The sequence below is a fragment of the Parabacteroides sp. AF17-28 genome (genome assembly GCF_003479205.1).
GTDB lineage: Bacteria > Bacteroidota > Bacteroidia > Bacteroidales > Tannerellaceae > Parabacteroides > Parabacteroides acidifaciens.
On sequence record NZ_QUGV01000005.1, the window covers coordinates 157,677 to 172,788 of the forward strand.

General features: G+C 45.7%; 14 protein-coding genes and 1 tRNA gene. 11 read left to right on the forward strand and 4 right to left on the reverse strand.

Going from position 1 to position 15,112, the window contains the following annotated elements; translation table 11 throughout:
* Positions 1–33 precede the first annotated feature (33 nt).
* The 4 genes from DWW90_RS05345 to DWW90_RS05360 all read left to right on the forward strand — a co-directional run bounded on the left by DWW90_RS05345 (position 34) and on the right by DWW90_RS05360 (position 2,301).
* Entirely contained in the window at positions 34–831 is a 798-nt protein-coding gene (locus DWW90_RS05345; protein ID WP_122331080.1) for a M48 family metallopeptidase, read from the forward strand.
* 52 nt (positions 832–883) lie between these two features.
* Positions 884–1,183 carry a nucleotidyltransferase family protein gene (locus tag DWW90_RS05350; RefSeq protein ID WP_122331081.1) on the forward strand — a complete coding sequence of 100 codons (300 nt, stop codon included), beginning with the start codon at positions 884–886 and terminating at the stop codon, positions 1,181–1,183.
* A complete protein-coding gene (locus tag DWW90_RS05355) occupies positions 1,176–1,520 on the forward strand; it encodes a DUF86 domain-containing protein (RefSeq protein WP_122344254.1) in 345 nt (114 codons plus the stop codon). Before DWW90_RS05350 ends, DWW90_RS05355 begins: the two co-directional genes overlap by 8 nt.
* 181 nt (positions 1,521–1,701) lie before the next feature.
* The gene (locus DWW90_RS05360; RefSeq protein ID WP_158582074.1) at positions 1,702–2,301 is read left to right on the forward strand and encodes a porin family protein; all 600 of its coding nucleotides are present in this window, start codon (positions 1,702–1,704) and stop codon (positions 2,299–2,301) included.
* 587 nt (positions 2,302–2,888) lie between these two features.
* Here DWW90_RS05360 and DWW90_RS05365 read toward each other — a convergent pair.
* Entirely contained in the window at positions 2,889–4,682 is a 1,794-nt protein-coding gene (locus tag DWW90_RS05365) for a MutS family DNA mismatch repair protein (RefSeq protein WP_122344255.1), read from the reverse strand.
* A gap of 108 nt (positions 4,683–4,790) precedes the next feature.
* On the opposite strand from DWW90_RS05365, the gene DWW90_RS05370 reads away from it, so the two are divergent.
* The 3 genes from DWW90_RS05370 (at position 4,791) to map (ending at position 7,620) form a co-directional block, all read left to right on the forward strand.
* Complete coding sequence (locus DWW90_RS05370; protein WP_199662169.1) at positions 4,791–5,642, forward strand: phospholipase A; 852 nt, start codon at positions 4,791–4,793, stop codon at positions 5,640–5,642.
* A gap of 73 nt (positions 5,643–5,715) precedes the next feature.
* Positions 5,716–6,726, forward strand: coding sequence for an AI-2E family transporter (locus DWW90_RS05375; protein WP_122344257.1), 1,011 nt, complete (start codon positions 5,716–5,718; stop codon positions 6,724–6,726).
* A gap of 33 nt (positions 6,727–6,759) precedes the next feature.
* The gene (gene map, locus DWW90_RS05380; protein WP_115497922.1) at positions 6,760–7,620 is read left to right on the forward strand and encodes a type I methionyl aminopeptidase; all 861 of its coding nucleotides are present in this window, start codon (positions 6,760–6,762) and stop codon (positions 7,618–7,620) included.
* Positions 7,621–7,789: 169 nt separating this feature from the next.
* Here map and mscL read toward each other — a convergent pair whose 3' ends face one another.
* Both mscL and DWW90_RS05390 read right to left on the reverse strand, forming a co-directional pair.
* On the reverse strand, positions 7,790–8,212 hold the full coding sequence (mscL, locus tag DWW90_RS05385; protein ID WP_115497924.1) for a large-conductance mechanosensitive channel protein MscL: 423 nt from the start codon (positions 8,210–8,212) through the stop codon (positions 7,790–7,792).
* A gap of 105 nt (positions 8,213–8,317) precedes the next feature.
* Complete coding sequence (locus tag DWW90_RS05390) at positions 8,318–9,631, reverse strand: Gfo/Idh/MocA family protein (protein ID WP_122344258.1); 1,314 nt, start codon at positions 9,629–9,631, stop codon at positions 8,318–8,320.
* Between the two features lie 176 nt (positions 9,632–9,807).
* On the opposite strand from DWW90_RS05390, the gene DWW90_RS05395 reads away from it, so the two are divergent.
* The 4 genes from DWW90_RS05395 (at position 9,808) to DWW90_RS05415 (ending at position 14,951) form a co-directional block, all read left to right on the forward strand.
* Positions 9,808–10,929: a PCMD domain-containing protein gene (locus tag DWW90_RS05395; protein WP_122344259.1), complete on the forward strand. Its 1,122-nt coding sequence runs from the start codon at positions 9,808–9,810 to the stop codon at positions 10,927–10,929.
* A 13-nt stretch (positions 10,930–10,942) separates the two neighbouring features.
* Positions 10,943–11,734 (forward strand): porin family protein, encoded by a 792-nt coding sequence (locus DWW90_RS05400; RefSeq protein ID WP_122344288.1) that lies wholly within the window; start codon positions 10,943–10,945, stop codon positions 11,732–11,734.
* A 145-nt stretch (positions 11,735–11,879) separates the two neighbouring features.
* Positions 11,880–13,232: a Gfo/Idh/MocA family protein gene (locus DWW90_RS05405; RefSeq protein WP_122344260.1), complete on the forward strand. Its 1,353-nt coding sequence runs from the start codon at positions 11,880–11,882 to the stop codon at positions 13,230–13,232.
* Between the two features lie 144 nt (positions 13,233–13,376).
* Entirely contained in the window at positions 13,377–14,951 is a 1,575-nt protein-coding gene (locus DWW90_RS05415; RefSeq protein ID WP_122344262.1) for a sulfatase, read from the forward strand.
* Between the two features lie 65 nt (positions 14,952–15,016).
* On the opposite strand, the gene DWW90_RS05420 is transcribed toward DWW90_RS05415, so the two are convergent.
* Positions 15,017–15,090, reverse strand: a tRNA-Ala gene (locus DWW90_RS05420).
* Between the last annotated feature and the right edge of the window lie 22 nt (positions 15,091–15,112).

The following is a 15,112-nucleotide window of genomic DNA, read 5'->3' on the forward strand; positions in this document are numbered from 1 at the left end:
TTTTTGCAAACACTTAGAAACAAAAGATAAGAGATGAAAAAGATTACAGGTTTATTTGTTGCAATGCTATTATTGTTAAGTAGTTGCGGTAGTGTTCCACTGACCGGAAGAAAGCAGGTGTTGCTTGTTTCGGATCAGGAAGTGTTGTCGTCCAGTCTGACCCAATATTCCGATTATATGAAGTCGGCTGCCAAATCGTCCTCCAAAGACGGGGCGGCTATGGTGACGCGTGTCGGCAAGAAGATTGCCGCCGCTACCGAACAATATCTGAAAAATAATGGGTTGGAGAGTGAAATCAAGAATTTCTCTTGGGAGTTTAACTTGGTGAAAGATCCGCAGGTGAACGCTTTCTGTATGCCCGGTGGTAAGATCGTCGTCTATGAAGGACTGATGCAGTTGGTTTCGTCGGACGACGAACTGGCTGTCGTAATCGGCCATGAAGTGGCGCATGCCGTAGCCAAACACAGCAACGAACGTATGAGCCAGCAGCTGATGGCCCAATACGGCGCCCAGATATTGGGGCAGGCGTTGAGCAATAAATCGGCCGCCGTCCAGCAGGTCGGAAATACGGTCTATGGCCTGGGTGCGCAATACGGCGTCATGCTGCCTTTCTCCCGCAAGCACGAATCGGAAGCCGATTACATGGGATTGGTCTTTATGGCAATGGCCGGCTATAACCCGGAAGTCGCCGTCACTTTCTGGCAGAAGATGTCCGCCGGAGGTTCCGGCTCCACCCCCGAATTCATGAGCACGCACCCCAGCGATGCCACCCGCATTAACGAGATCAAGCAGCATTTGCCGGAGATTGAGAAGTATAGGACGAAGAAGTAATTTGGTTATTTGTCTGAAATCTTTATCTTTGTCTGAAACAAACATGATAATTATGAGTTTCTTTGCCCAATATTATCCGAGTATTATCGCTTTGTGCAAAAAGTACAAGGTAAAGAGGTTGTTCGCTTTTGGCTCTGTCCTGACCAATCGTTTTACCGATAAGAGCGATATTGACTTGGTGGTGGATTTTGACAAAGAAGAAGTAGATGATTATTTTTCCAATTTCTTTGATTTAAAGTATGCATTGGAAAATCTTTTAGGCAGAGAGGTGGATTTGCTCGAAGAACAGGCCATCCGCAATCCTTATTTAAAAAAAGATATAGACATGACCAAACAACTTATATATGGATAACTACACTAAAAAACATTTACAGGATATTTTAACAGCCATCGAAGAAATTGAAAGTTTCTTCGATGGCCAGCCAAAGCGTTTCGACGATTTTTCTAAAGAAATCTGGTGTAGGCGTGCGACAGAAAGGAATATCGAAATTATAGGAGAAGCCATGAACCGGATATTAAAGACGAATCCTTCTATCGCAATTACCAATTCCCGCAAAATAGTAGATGCCCGTAATTATATCATTCATGGTTATGACAGCTTATCTGTAGATATATTATGGAGTATAGTCGTTAATCATCTGCCTAAATTACAGGAAGAGGTTGGCGGATTGCTCTATAATGAAGACTGAATTTATCTGTAAACTCCGGCTCCACCTCCGAATTTATTAGCACGCATCCCAGCGATGCCACTCAGAAGTATAGGACGAAGAAGTAATCTTATTAAAAAAAAGAAATTTTGTGTCGATAATATATTTGTTCATCGCTTCGTTATTAAAGGGTATGAATGATTAAAATAGAAAGTGTATGAACATGAAAAAAGTATTATTGTTTGCCTTGGTCCTAATGTTGGCTGCCCCTATGTCTGCGCAGTGGTCTGTTGGAGGGAAAATAGGTTTGAATACATCATCCGTAAACTATCCGGATGATATAGAGAATCCTTCGCATTGCTTTGGTATAAACGGAGGTTTTCTCACGCAGTATCGGTTTAACCGTTTTTTCAGTCTGCAAGCCGAGTTGTTGTATATGAAACAGGGCTATAAGGAGAAGGATCTTATTTGGATTAACATGGGGGATGATCCAATGGATATGGATATCGCCCTTCATTATTTGGAAATTCCTTTGTTAGCCAAATTTACGCATAAGACGGGTCTTAATCTTCAGCTCGGACCACAGATCGGTTTTCTACTTAAAAGAAGGTTGCGGGTCGGTGAAGTGGTACAGCAGCAGAAACTGATGGGCGAAAAGCAACCATTCGATTTCAGTCTTGCTTTTGGAGCCGGATATGAATTCAAAAACGGATTTCTTTTTGATTTCAGGTATTTGCTGGGGTTGACAAGCGCTTACAAAAATGTGGAGGGATTTCAAAACAGGACTTTTTATTTTTCATTGGGTTATAAATTTGATTTGTAAACGTGCTGAAAAATGATATTGTAAGTTGTCATTTTATCATTGACTTATTGTATAAAACGCATTTTTTAGATTCAAAAGGCATCCGAAATTAAACAAATGTTAATCCGCTTTTTTGACCTCAAAAAGGGACTTTTTCCTCTTTTTTGAATGTTTTCCGCCATTGCGACCGTCCTCTTTGCCACCGCGACCGTGCTAATGTGTAGTGCACTCGGCACCTCGCGAAGATTAGGACGGTCGTAATGGCGATTATGACCGTCCTAATTGGAAAGAGGACCGTTTTTATGGCAAAAAAGCACCTGAATTTCCTTGAGATATTTGGGACGCCGTCCGTTTTGTTTTCAAATATTCGATTCTCCGGGAGTTAAGCTTTATCACTTTGTCGGTGTTTCCGGTTTTTGGTAATCAAATTGCACGCTTTTTGGAATGGGCTCAGCACCTCATTTTATCTATTGTCATCCGATCTGGATAAAACCATGAAAAGAGTCAATCCAAAATCGATCAAGATTTCGGACGAAATAGAAAAACGGTCGAAATAGGGGGTTATTGTAATTCCTCAGGTTTGCAGGAGGTTCAAAACCGGCTATAATTTACACAGTGATTCCCATCTTTTTCATCAGGAAACAAGCATTCATATTTTGGGCGATACCTTCGCGGAGCTGATAGGAGAAGGTCAGTTCTTCATTTGTGATGTCAGCCTCGAAACGATAATTCTTGATCTGGTTTGGAAATTCTTTTTCCAGTTCTCCTAAAGCCAGGTCATGTGTGGCGATGATGCCGCAGGCCTGGTTTGCGACCAACTGTTTCATTAGGGCTAACGAGCCTTTCTGCTTGTCGATCGAATTGGTTCCTTTCAGTATTTCATCTAAGATGATGAAAAGTTTTTCGCCCTGTTGCAGGCGGTCGATGATCATCTTCAATCGTTTCAGTTCGGCAAAGAAATAAGATTCGTTGCTCACGAGCGAGTCGGAGGTGCGCAGGCTGGTTACCATCTGCGCCGGATATACGGTAAGCGAACCGGCACAGACCGGAGCGCCGATGCAGCTCAGCAGGTAGTTGACGCCGACCGTACGCAGGTATGTGCTTTTTCCCGCCATATTCGCCCCTGTGATGATCAGGAACCAGGGACTTTTCTCGATGTCGATGTCATTCTTTACGCAGACATCCCGGCGCAGGAGCGGATGTCCGAGCGCTTTCCCTTCCATCTTGAAATAGGTGTCGGCTATTTCCGGATAGATATATCCCGGATGATTGAAGGCAAAACCGCCTAACGAACAGTAAGCGTCGAACAGTCCTAACGCCTCGAACCAGCGTTCCGTGTCGTGCCCGTGTGCCAGTTTCCACTTTTCTAATTTCATCGCCATACGGGTATCGCGCAGGATGAGGATATTCAGAATGACGCCGATCGCACTGAAACGTTGGTTGAGTGCGCCGATATGTTTGGAAAGTTTTTTGATGACCGATGAGGCCGTCTGTCCGCCATTGACAAACTGGTTGTAGATATCTGTCAATTCGGAAGACCGGAAGTTTTCTTTTTCGATGCTCTTGATCAGGTCGGAATAGGTATGGAGGATTTGTTCGGTCTTGTCCAACGAATTATGCAGCTTTGTGATCTGTACGGCATTCAGATAAGAGATGACAAACGAGGCTCCGAAAAGTATTCCGGCGGCAGAGATGGGGAGCAGGTTTAATGCACAGCCGGCAATCACGACTACCCAGATCGCCGGGATCAGCCAGACCAATACCTTCCAAAGGATGCTGTTGATAAAACTTGGAGTCTCGTTGCTGAGTAGGGAAACCAGCCGTTGGTCGTTTTTGTTTCCCGGTTGCAGGATGCCTGTCACATAGAAATGTTGGCGCAGCTGTGTGTATGCCTCCAACTCGCGTATGGCATCCTGGCGTTTTAAGATCATCGCCTTGTCGGTCAGCGGGTGGATAAACCAGTCGGCTAACTTCTCTTTTCCGATATAAGTCACCGTGCGGTTAATGGACTGGAAGAGGGAATGGTCTCCGAACAAATCCAGGTCGAGGCTGAACGAATGCTCGGCCGAACTTTTTTCCGGTGCCCCGTCGAAAGCGCTGAAATCGTAATCCAGCCCGTTCAGCTCATTTCGGCAAAGCTGTGCCAGCGCTTCAGCATAACATTTCCGGGCAAACAACCGGGTGTGCCAGGCCATCAAGGCGATGAAGGGGATCAGGAACAGGACCACGATACCCGCCAACACCTTCCAGTCTTCCGACTTGAAAAGCCAGATCATCGCGATCAGCCCGGCTACTAACAACAGCCGGATGCTTCCGAGCAAGTGTATTTTTCTTTTCAGATTTTCAGCTCTGCGCGTATAAGCCGTGACAGTCTCTTTATAATAGTTGTATATCTTTTCCATAGACGCAAAGATAGAAAAAATGAACTAACCGTTCTGCAATTGGTTCTATTTAAAAGATTCACCTATATTTGCGTATATCTTTATTGACAAGTAAACTTGATGCATTTTATGAAAAAAATCGTTATGTTCCTGCTTCTGTCCGTAATGGCATGCCGGGTGTCGGCACAGGAGAAAAAAGGAGAGACCATCGGAGAAAAGATCGTGGCGAATGCATATAATGCAGATAGTGTCCGCGCCGTTTTAGACAAAATGCCGTACTTCACTTTGTTCAAAGACAACTATTTTGTCGGAGGTACGACGATCGGCCACAAACCGACTGCTGCCAATTCGGATGTGAAATTCCAGTTGAGCATCGCCCAGCGGTTGACAAAAAGTAAGCTGCCGTTCGATACGTATCTGTTTATCCAATATACCCAGAAAGCCTTTTGGAATGTCTTCCAGGAATCGTTGCCGATGAAAGACCTGAATTTTAATCCCGGTATCGGTTTGGGGCACCTGATTGTCTCCCATAATAAATATATAGGAAAAGGATATCTGATGCTTGAACACGAGTCGAACGGGAAAGACAGCACCGCTTCCCGCAGCTGGAATAAAGTGACTTTTGCCGTTGCCATAACGCTCTCCCGGAATTGGGAGGCGCAGTTCAAGACTTGGATACCGATCGTAGACGGCAAATACAACAAAGACTTGCTGAAGTATAACGGAATCTTTCAAGTGGCAGCCAATTACCGGACCAATAACCGCCGTTTCAATTGTGGCGTGATCCTGACCAAACGTAAGACCTGGACGAGTTTCAATTCCCAGGTAGAGCTGAGTTATAAATTCAACAATAACGAGAATCAGTATTTCTTCCTGCAATATTATAACGGATTCGGAGAAAACTTGCTGGAATATAATAAGTTCAAGAGTATGTTGAGAATCGGCTTTGTAATCAAGCCGACTGACTTCAGTCTTTATTAAGGAGATGATAAACAACCTTGCTCCCATATTGTTATTTATATAGGTGTAAGGTATAATAAATCGAAATAACAAAATGAGCTTAAAAGAACAGTATTGGAGATTCTCCCTGATTGCAATTATTATTGTATTGGGTGTTATTCTCTTTGTCGAGTTTATTCCTTTTCTGGGTGGAATATTGGGGGCTTCCACCATTTATATACTGGTGAGGAAACAAATGTTATATCTGACGGAAAAAAAGCATTTGAACCGGAGTTTCGTCGCTTTCCTTCTCCTGTTGGAGGCGGTTCTTTGTTTTCTGATCCCGTTGTCACTGGCCGTCTGGCTGTTTGTGAGCAAACTGCAAAACTTTAACCTGGACCCGACCCAACTGGTCAAGTCGATCGAACATGTCGCAAGCCTGATCGAACAGCGTACCGGGTATGATGTGCTCGACACCTCTAACCTGATGTCGGCCGTTTCCATCTTGCCGAAGATCGGACAAACGGTGATGGGAAGTATCAGCGGGTTTGCCATCAATGTGGCGGTCCTGGTGCTTATTCTCTATTTTATGTTGATCGGCGGCGCCAAGATGGAAAAGTATGTGTATAGCATCCTGCCTTTCAGCGACGAAAACAAGAAGAATGTCCTGAGCGAAATCAATATGATTGTAACGTCTAATGCGATCGGTATCCCGTTGTTGGCCATAATCCAGGGTGTGATCGCTTTGATCGGCTATTGGATATTTAATGTGCCGAGCCCTTTCCTATTCGGTTTTCTGACTTGCTTTGCGACGATCATTCCGGTTGTCGGGACGGCGTTGGTCTGGTTTCCGCTTGCTCTTTATATGGCGCTGACGGGCGATTGGGTAAATGCGCTCGGGCTGACGGCTTATGCGCTGATCGTCGTTACGAATGTGGATAATCTGATTCGTTTTGTCTTGCAGAAAAAGATGGCGGATACACATCCGTTGATTACTATATTCGGGGTGATAATTGGCTTGTCTCTCTTCGGGTTTATGGGAATTATCTTCGGTCCGCTTCTGATCTCTATCTTTATTCTTTGTTTCAATATATTCAAGGAAAAGTATCTGGAAAATGCCGGATAACCGTTACCTTTGTGTGTATAAAAGAATAAAGCTATGTATAGCAGAAGAGTTAAAAACAATTGGCATATCATTAAAGGGCAGCCTCTTACCGAGTTAGACAAAAAAGTACTTTACTTCCAGAATAAAGGCCATCTGGTTCCCTCCCGTAAGTTAATCAAGACAGCAGAGCAGATAGAAGGAATCCGCCGGAGCAGCGTAGTGAATACCGGTGTCCTCGACCTGGTGGCAAAAGAGATTAAAGCCGGGATGTCTACGGCCGAGATCGATAAGTTGGTATATGATTATACCGTTTCCCATGGGGCTATTCCTGCGCCTCTCAACTTTGAAGGATTTCCGAAAAGTGTTTGTACTTCTGTCAATGAGGTGGTTTGCCATGGGATTCCCAGTGAAGATGAAATATTGGAGGAGGGAGATATAATCAATGTGGATGTCTCTACAATCCTGGACGGATATTATTCGGATGCTTCCCGTATGTTCGTCATCGGTAAAACCACACCAGAGAAAGAAAAGTTGGTGCGGGTCGCAAAAGAATGTCTTGAAGTGGGGATGCAGGCGGCGAAACCTTTCGGCTTTGTCGGTGATATAGGAAATGCCGTTCAGCGTCATGCCGAGAAGAACGGTTTCTCTGTCGTTCGCGATTTGTGCGGGCATGGTGTCGGACTCGAGTTTCACGAAGAACCGGAAGTCTGCCATTTCGGCCGGAAAGGAACCGGAATGTTATTGGTTCCCGGCATGGTGTTTACCATCGAACCGATGATCAATATGGGCACGTGGCAGGTCTTTATCGATGAAGAAGATGGCTGGACAGTCGTGACGGAAGACGAATTGCCTTCCGCGCAGTGGGAGCACACATTCCTGATGACGGAAACGGGGCTGGAAATATTATCGGATTAAATCAAAAAGGCAGTGTGTCACATCTAATAAACCGGACGCAGATAACGCAGAATACGCAGACGAACGCAGACTTATTTTATTGGTAATAAATAATATCTGCGTTACTCTGCGCTCGTCTGCGTCATCTGCGTCCGGTAAATGCTAATTTATGACACATCGCCTTCTATTGTTATTGATTCTTTTTCAATAAATCCCGGATTTCTGTCAACAACTGTACGTCGGCAGGTGGAGGAGCCGGAGCTGCCGGTGCTTCTTCTTTCTTCCGGTTCAGGGCATTGATCCCTTTTACCAACATAAAGATTGCAAATGCAATAATGATGAAGTCGAAAGTGACCTGCAGGAAGTTTCCGTAATTAATGGAAACAGCCGGTGATACAACCTTATCGCCTTCCATTACTGCTTGTTTCAATACGATTTTCAGATCGGTGAAATTCACGCCTCCAATTAGCAAACCGACGGCGGGCATAATAAGATCACCTACAATCGATGATACGATCTTGCCGAAAGCGCCGCCAATAATGATACCCACAGCCATGTCGATCACATTTCCGCGCATGGCAAACTGTTTGAACTCTTGTAATATATTCCCCATAGCTTTTACCTTTTTGTATTATAACTACAAAAGTAAACATTTAGTTATGGATTATCAAAACTATTTTTTGGTTTACTTCCACATTAGCCGTTATCAGTCAGAAAATCAGATTTTCGGCAGTTCCCAAGGAGCCCGGTACTCTTTACACAAGTACTTGTCGGCTTCTGCATCGTGGAAGCTCTTGCCGTCCCAAGTCAGCTTTTTGCCGGTACGGTAGGCGATGTTTCCTAACTGCGAGAACTTAGCGATATGGGCGCCGATCTCGATACTGGCATTACAGTTACGGTTGCGCGACTTAATGCATTCCAGATGGTTCTTGACATGCAGGTTCAATCCGCCTTCGCCGTACGATTTCTTCAACGGAACAGCTTCCATGCGGGCTTTGCCGTTTACCTTTTCGGGGATTACTTCCCAGCCGCCGCGATCTACGACCAGTGTCCCGTTCTCTCCGACAAATCCCAGGCCGTGATTACGTCCGTAAGCTCCGTCATCGATGCCGATTGCATGATCCCACATAACGGTGAAGTCGTCAAAAGTATAGATCGTCTGTAATAAGTCAGGTGTTTCGCAAGCATCGTCCGGGTAGCCGAATTTGCCGCCCGAAGCCATGATAGAGTTCGGAGCCGTTACATTCATCCCGTACAAAGCATAGTCAAGCAGATGCACGCCCCAGTCTGTCATCAGACCGCCTGCATAATCCCAGAACCAGCGGAACGTAAAGTGGAAACGGTTGCGGTTGAAAGGACGTTTAGGTGCCGGGCCTAACCACATATCGTAATCTACTCCGGCAGGGACAGCTTCGTCCGGCTTGACCGGGATGGAAGGACACCAGCCCTGATAGGAGAATACGCGTACGGTACGGATCTTTCCCAACTGTCCGCCATGTACGAAAGCCATGGCATCTTGCCAATGCGGGTCGCTGCGTTGCCATTGGCCGACCTGTACGACGCGATTGTATTTCTCGGCGGCACGGATCATAATGTTACATTCTTCGATGCTGTTGCCCAACGGCTTTTCGCAATAGACGTCTTTGCCCGCCTGGCAGGCTGATACCATTTGCAAGCAGTGCCAATGGTCGGGAGTACCGACGATCACGACATCGATATCTTTGTTATCAATCAGTTTGCGCCAATCTTTGTAGAGGTTTTTTACTTTTTTCCCGGTAATCTTTTCGGTCTCGGCAGCCCGCTTATTCAGTACGCTTTCGTCTATGTCCGACAGTGCGATACATTCTACTTCCGGATTGCGAAGGAATGCTTTCAAATCTTCAAATCCCATCCCGTTACAGCCGATCAGGCCGACATGGATTTTGTCGTTCGCTCCAATATTTCCAGGGGTTGCGTTAATAAAGAAAGGACTCATTGTCATTCCGGCGCCTAATAAAGTGGCTTGCCGAATGAAGTCTCTGCGTGTTGTCATGGTCTTATGAATTAGATTATATTAATAAGTTATTGAGCCAAATGTATGAATAAAAGGTGAGTAGTACAATAAAAACTGTGATAAAAACATAAATGCAATGGCATTTTAGGAAAAGGAACGTATTTTTGTGGCTGGTTTGCATTAACAGAGGCTAATAATTTCAATAACACAAACAAATGAAGAGAAGAACGTATTTAATTACTTGTCTTTTGATGGGGCTTGTTTTGGTTTCGTGTATACGGGACGAAGCCCCGAATGCCGAAGCTGATATATTAACTTGTATAGTTCCTGCCGATATACTGAAAAGGGATCCGGTCATCGAGAATAATAAAGTGACGCTGATGGTAAGGGCTGATATTGATCTGAAACATCAGGCTCCGGAGTTTACCTTGACTCCCGGTGCAACGATTTCTCCGACCAGCGGTACGGAACGCGATTTCACGACTCCGCAATATTACACGGTGACATCGGAAGATGGAAACTGGACGAAAGATTATCAGGTTTCATATCTGATCGCCGGTATCAGTACCGAATATCATTTTGAACATGTGGATTCGGTCGTAGCGGCGAATTATACATATGATGTATTCTACGACTTGGATGAAGCAACCCATGAACGCCTTAATTGGGCGAGCGGTAATGCCGGTTTTGCCATGACGGGTAAGGCCACTAAAGACCGGGCGAGTTTCCCGACCAGCTCTATTGCCGATGGCAAGATTGGAAAAGGGGTTAAGTTGGAAACAAAAGAAACTGGTAGTTTCGGAAGCGGATTCGGTATGCCTATAGCAGCCGGTAATCTATTCATGGGTACTTTCGATGTGTGGAGTGCTTTAACAAATGCCTTGAAAGCAACCCGTCTCGGCATGCCGTTCGAGCATGTCCCGACTTACCTGAAAGGATATTATAAGTATAAAGCAGGGGAAACATTTGAAGAAAAAGGCAAGCCCGTACCAGACAAGAAGGATACTTGGGATGTCTACGCTATCTTCTACGAAGTAACCGACAAAGTCCGTTATCTTGACGGAACCATTGTCGAGGACAATTATACGCACCCGAACCTGGTGTCTGTCGCTTTGCTGGACGATAAAGACCGGAAAGAAACGGACGAGTGGACGGAGTTTTATATTCCTTTTGTGATGAAATCCGGAAAGACAATCGATCGTGAGAAACTGAAAGCCGGTGGCTATAACGTCTCCATCGTCTTCTCTTCCAGTAGAGAAGGCAATTATTTCCGGGGTGCCCCCGGAAGCACTTTGCTGATCGATGAAGTGGAATTGATTTATGCTGCCGACAATTAAAATGAAGAACAAAATGAAGAAGAATATCATATCTATTTATATATGTGTGCTGACCTTGTCGTTGGCGACACTTCCTGCTTTCGGGCAGATGGACCGGAATCAGGGAATTATCAAATCGGCCCTGCTTGGCCTGGAGTATGAAATAAAAGCCGGGTTTAATATCGGCGGTACGGCGCCACTGCCTTTGCCCGTTGAAATCCGTGAGATAACAGGCTATAATCCGACTCTCGCCGTGGCGATAGAAGGAAATGTGACCAAATGGTTCGATGCCGAAAGGCAATGGGGCATGCGGATCGGTATCCGCCTCGATAATAAAGGAATGAATACCGATGCACGGGTTAAGAATTACGGAATGGAGATTATCGGTGATGGAGGCGAGATTGTAAAGGGGAATTGGACGGGATATGTAAAGACAAAGGTGAAGAATTCTTACCTCTCTTTCCCTGTTTTGGCGACTCACCAGTTCAACCCTCGTTTCAGCATGAGCCTCGGTCCGTATTTTGCTTATATGCTGGAAGGGGATTTCTCGGGAAATGTCTATGACGGTTATCTGCGTGAGGGAGATCCGACGGGGAGCAAGGTTGTTTTTGAAGACGGCAAGAGCGCGTCGTACGATTTCTCGAAAAACCTCCGCCGTTTCCAGTGGGGAGCGCAGTTGGGGGCTGAATGGCGTGCTTTCAAGCACTTGAACGTCTGTGCAGACCTGACTTGGGGGCTGAACGATATCTTCCGGAAAGATTTCGAAACGATTACGTTTGCCATGTATCCGATTTATCTGAATGTAGGTTTCGGATACGCCTTTTGATAACATATTGTTATTTTTTATATAAGCGGAGCCTCCGCTGATTGCAAAAAGTGACTTTTTGTGCGAGCGGAGCCTCTGCTGAAAGCAAATAATTTATATATTTGCCTTTGATTTAATTTTTTAGTCCAATATATTTTGAATTACCATGAAAGAAAACACTAAGAAAGGGGTAACCCGTCGAGAGTTCCTCGGCCTTTCCGCTCTTGGATTGGCAAGTTTGACTATCCTGCCCAGTTGGGCCATTAATGGTGTGCGTATCGCACCGAGTGATCGTGTCGTTTTAGGATTTGTCGGATTAGGGCAGCAAGGTTTGTCCGACTTCCGGAGTTTTTCTACTTGTCCGGGTGTACAGGTGGCGGCATGTTGTGATGTAGACTCGTTGAAGCGGGAACGTTTCAAACGTCGTGCCGAAGCTTGGCAGAAATCGCTGAATGTGGCTCCCCGTTGCGATATGTATGAGTTCTATGAAGACTTGTTGGATCGTAAGGATATCGATGTTATCGAAGTTGCGACTCCCGACCATTGGCATGCCTTGGTTGCTATCCATGCCTGCCAGAGCGGCAAGGATGTCTATTGCCAGAAACCGTTGGCCTATACGATTACGGAAGGTTTGGCCGTGGCCCGTGCCGTACGCGATAATAACCGCGTGTTCCAGATCGGTAGCCAGCAGCGTTCGAGCAAGGAATTTCAGGATGCGATCGCATTGGTCCGCGCCGGCAAGATCGGCCATATCGAAAAGATATATGCCCGTGTCGGTGAGCCTCCCAAACCACTGGACCTGCCGGAAATGGATGTTCCCGGTAATCTGAACTTCAACCAGTGGATGGGACCGTTGAACGATCCGAAGATACATTATCATCCCGATCTTTGTCCTCCTATCACGCTCGAACCCGAACAGAATGAACAGCTGTGGGGCGCATGGCGCTGGTATCAGGAAACCGGAAACGGATATACGGCAGACTGGGGTGCGCATATGTTCGACATTGCACAGGCGGCTATCGGTATGGATGGTTCCGGTCCGGTAGAGTTTATTCCGGCCGGATATAAAGGAACGAAATATGCAACCATGAAATATGCGAATGGCATCGTGATGACCGAACAGCCTTATCGTGAAGACAATCCGAATGCACAGGGAATACAGTTTGTCGGTGACAAGGGCTGGTTGAAAGTGGCTCGTGGCTATATCGAATGTTCAGATCCTTCTTTGTTGCCCAAGAAAGAACAGAAAGTCGGTAAAGGCGAATATGAAGTAAGTTCTCCGCATATGCAGAACTTCATCGATTGCGTTCGCTCACGCGAGAACCCGATTGCTCCGGTTGAGGTCGGTTGCAGTACGAATACGCTTTGCTGCTTGCAGAATATCGCCCGCGAATTGGGCCGTCCGGTTCATTGGAATCCGGCAACCCTGAGCTTTGAAGGTGATAAGGAAGCACAGGCGCACCGCTTGTACTGGTACGAATATCGGAATCCGTATAAATTGCCGTATTGCCATAAATAATAAATAAGGAAAATAGAAAGAGGTAAAGTAGGAAGTCCCGGTTTTGAGTGCCGGGACTTTTTTTTATATTTTCCACCTGCGATAGTGATAATTTCGCCAGCTCTGTTTAAATTTGCAAAATCCAGACAAAAAACATAATGTATCATGAAAACTAATCAACTATTTCTTTTGACGGGATTGGCAGCTGTTGCTCTTCCTGCCTGTGTCCAAAAGGACAAAAAGGAGGTGCCGGAGAAACCTATGAACATTCTCTACATCATGTGTGATGATCATTCTTATCAGACAATCAGCGCCTACGACCATCGTTTTATTGAAACGCCGAATATAGACCGGATTGCGAACGAGGGCGTACGGTTTACGAACAGTTTTGTCGCCAACTCGTTGAGCGGTCCCAGCCGTGCCTGCCTGTTGACAGGTAAACACAGCCATAAAAACGGTTTTACCGATAATACGAAACGTTTTGACGGCAGCCAGCAAACCTTTCCGAAACTCTTGCAGCAGGCCGGTTACCAGACTGCCATCGTCGGAAAATGGCATCTTACATCCGATCCGACAGGGTTCGACTATTGGAACATCCTGACCGGACAAGGTGATTATTATAATCCCTATTTTATCGACAACGGGGAAAAGAAACAGATAGAAGGCTATGCAACGAACATTACGACCGACCTGGCTTTGGATTGGTTGGATAATAAGCGTGACAAAGACAAACCGTTCTGCCTCCTGCTGCATCACAAAGCTCCACACCGTACCTGGATGCCGGACACTTGCGATCTGGACTTGTATGACGATATTGTCTATCCGATTCCGGAAACGTTCTATGACAAATACGAAGGCCGTATCGCCGCTTCCGAACAGGAAATGAATATTATCAAAGACATGGACCTTGTCTATGACCTGAAAATGGCGGATAAGGAAAACGAGATCCATACGACAACCGGATTGGAAGCTAACGGCCGTGCACTGTATAACCGGATGACTCCGGCGCAGAAAGCAGCCTGGGACAAACATTACGACCCGATCATAAAGAAGTTCAAAGAGCAGAAACTCACAGGCAAAGCATTGGCCGAATGGAAATACCAGCAGTATATGCATGATTACTTGCGTGTGATCCATTCCGTAGATCGTAATGTGGGCCGCGTATTGGACTATATGGAGAAAAACGGTTTGTTGGAGAACACGATTATCGTTTATACCTCCGACCAGGGTTTCTATATGGGCGAACACGGTTGGTTCGACAAGCGTTTCATGTATGAAGAGTCTTTCCGTACCCCGATGCTGGTTCGTTTCCCGGGTGGAGTGAAAGGCGATATTCCGGAAATGGTTCAGAACATCGACCATGCCGCCACTTTCCTGCAACTGGCCGGTGCTCCCGTTCCCGAAGACATCCAGGGCGATTCTTATCTGCCGTTATTGAAAGGGGAAAAACCGAAAGACTGGCGTACTTCCCTGTATTATCATTATTATGAATATCCGGCGGAACATGCCGTGAAACGCCATTACGGTGTCCGTACCGACCGCTATAAATTAATGCATTTCTACAATGACATTGACGTGTGGGAACTGTACGATCTGCAAAACGATCCCCAGGAAATGCACAACATCTATAACGAGCCCGGCAACGAATCCCTAATCGACAGCCTCAAAACAGAACTTCATAAATTACAAAAACAATATGACGACCCGATCGAGTCGGAGTTGGCAAATGCAAAGAAGTAAGATGGATAGAAACAAAAAAGGCATTCAGAAATGAATGCCTTTTTTATTGAATAGTAGTGAATTTGTGGAGCATATCGGACTCGAACCGATCACCTTCAGACTGCCAGTCTGACGCTCTAGCCAGATGAGCTAATGCCCCGTAGCGTTTATTTTCGAGTGCA

Excerpts from the sequence above, each read along its gene's own strand:
- DWW90_RS05345 (WP_122331080.1), top strand. The coding sequence starts at position 34 with ATGAAAAAGATTACAGGTTTATTTGTTGCAATGCTATTATTGTTAAGT.
- DWW90_RS05350 (WP_122331081.1), top strand. The coding sequence starts at position 884 with ATGAGTTTCTTTGCCCAATATTATCCGAGTATTATCGCTTTGTGCAAA.
- DWW90_RS05355 (WP_122344254.1), top strand. The coding sequence starts at position 1,176 with ATGGATAACTACACTAAAAAACATTTACAGGATATTTTAACAGCCATC.
- DWW90_RS05360 (WP_158582074.1), top strand. The coding sequence starts at position 1,702 with ATGAAAAAAGTATTATTGTTTGCCTTGGTCCTAATGTTGGCTGCCCCT.
- DWW90_RS05365 (WP_122344255.1), bottom strand. The coding sequence starts at position 4,682 with ATGGAAAAGATATACAACTATTATAAAGAGACTGTCACGGCTTATACG.
- DWW90_RS05370 (WP_199662169.1), top strand. The coding sequence starts at position 4,791 with ATGAAAAAAATCGTTATGTTCCTGCTTCTGTCCGTAATGGCATGCCGG.
- DWW90_RS05375 (WP_122344257.1), top strand. The coding sequence starts at position 5,716 with ATGAGCTTAAAAGAACAGTATTGGAGATTCTCCCTGATTGCAATTATT.
- map (WP_115497922.1), top strand. The coding sequence starts at position 6,760 with ATGTATAGCAGAAGAGTTAAAAACAATTGGCATATCATTAAAGGGCAG.
- mscL (WP_115497924.1), bottom strand. The coding sequence starts at position 8,212 with ATGGGGAATATATTACAAGAGTTCAAACAGTTTGCCATGCGCGGAAAT.
- DWW90_RS05390 (WP_122344258.1), bottom strand. The coding sequence starts at position 9,631 with ATGACAACACGCAGAGACTTCATTCGGCAAGCCACTTTATTAGGCGCC.
- DWW90_RS05395 (WP_122344259.1), top strand. The coding sequence starts at position 9,808 with ATGAAGAGAAGAACGTATTTAATTACTTGTCTTTTGATGGGGCTTGTT.
- DWW90_RS05400 (WP_122344288.1), top strand. The coding sequence starts at position 10,943 with ATGAAGAAGAATATCATATCTATTTATATATGTGTGCTGACCTTGTCG.
- DWW90_RS05405 (WP_122344260.1), top strand. The coding sequence starts at position 11,880 with ATGAAAGAAAACACTAAGAAAGGGGTAACCCGTCGAGAGTTCCTCGGC.
- DWW90_RS05415 (WP_122344262.1), top strand. The coding sequence starts at position 13,377 with ATGAAAACTAATCAACTATTTCTTTTGACGGGATTGGCAGCTGTTGCT.